This is a genomic window from Lautropia dentalis (genome assembly GCF_003892345.1).
GTDB lineage: Bacteria > Pseudomonadota > Gammaproteobacteria > Burkholderiales > Burkholderiaceae_E > Lautropia > Lautropia dentalis.
The window spans coordinates 1-1,077 of record NZ_RRUE01000011.1 but is presented as its reverse complement, the minus strand read 5'-3'; the positions used below and the strand labels follow the sequence as shown (position 1 = coordinate 1,077).

1 protein-coding gene is annotated in these 1,077 nt (G+C 63.4%); it reads left to right on the top strand.

Translation table 11 applies throughout. The annotated features are described in order from the left end of the window. The coding region (locus EHV23_RS15110; RefSeq protein ID WP_158616013.1) for an amino acid adenylation domain-containing protein at positions 1 to 1,077 on the top strand (1,077 nt) is incomplete at both ends.

Sequence of the window (1,077 nt, the reverse complement as noted above, 5' to 3'; positions counted from 1 at the left end):
GGAGATGAGGGATGCTGCGGGAGCTCCGATAATAAAACCGGATGCGCTGGTGGCGATCAGTGTGGATCGCAGTCTGGAGATGGTGGTGGGGCTGCTGGGGATTCTGAAGGCGGGGGCGGCGTATGTGCCGGTGGATCCGGAGTATCCGGCAGAGCGTATCGAGTACATGCTTCGGGATTCGCAGGCGCGGGTACTGCTGACGCAGCACAGATTGCTGGAACGCTTGCCCGCGTCGATGCAGGTCGATGGTAGTGGTATCGAAGAGATCATGCTGCTCGATGACGAGACGACCTATGCAGGCCAGCCGGAAGGCAACATCAGCCGTGAAGAGACGGGTCAGACCTCATCGAATCTGGCCTATGTGATCTACACGTCGGGTTCGACGGGCCAGCCCAAGGGAGTGATGATTGAGCATTCGGGTGTTGGCAATCTGGCGCAGCTGCTGCAGAAGGAGCTGCGGGTGGATGAGACGAGCCGCGTGCTGCAGTTTGCCTCGTTCAGCTTCGATGCGTGCGTCTGGGAGGTGGTGGTGTCGTTGCTGCATGGTGCGAGCCTGCAGCTGTCAACGAAGGAACGGCTGATGCCGGGCGAGCCGCTGCGGGCACTGTTGCAGGAGCGCGGGATCACGCATGCGATGCTGCCGCCGATGGCGCTGAGCGCGTTGGGAGAGCCCGAGGGACTCGAGAGTCTGCAGGCGGTGTCGGTGGGCGGAGACGTGTGCTCGCCGCAGCTGGTACAGCAGTGGAGCGACGCGGCCCACTTTGTCAATGCCTATGGGCCGACCGAGGCGACGGTGTGTGCGACGATGTTCCGTGTGGAATCGGAGTGGGCAGCGGACGCGGGGCAGAGTCTGCCGATCGGCGGACCGGTGGCCAATGCAAGGGTCTACATTCTGGATGAGCAGAAGCAGCCGGTGCCGCTGGGTGTGACTGGAGAACTCTACGTGGGCGGTGCCGGTGTGGCCCGAGGGTATCTGCACCGTGCGGAGCTGACGGCGGAGCGCTTCATGGACGATCCGTTCGGTGAGGAGCCGGGAGCGCGGATGTACAGAACGGGGGATCTGTGCATGTGGCGGGC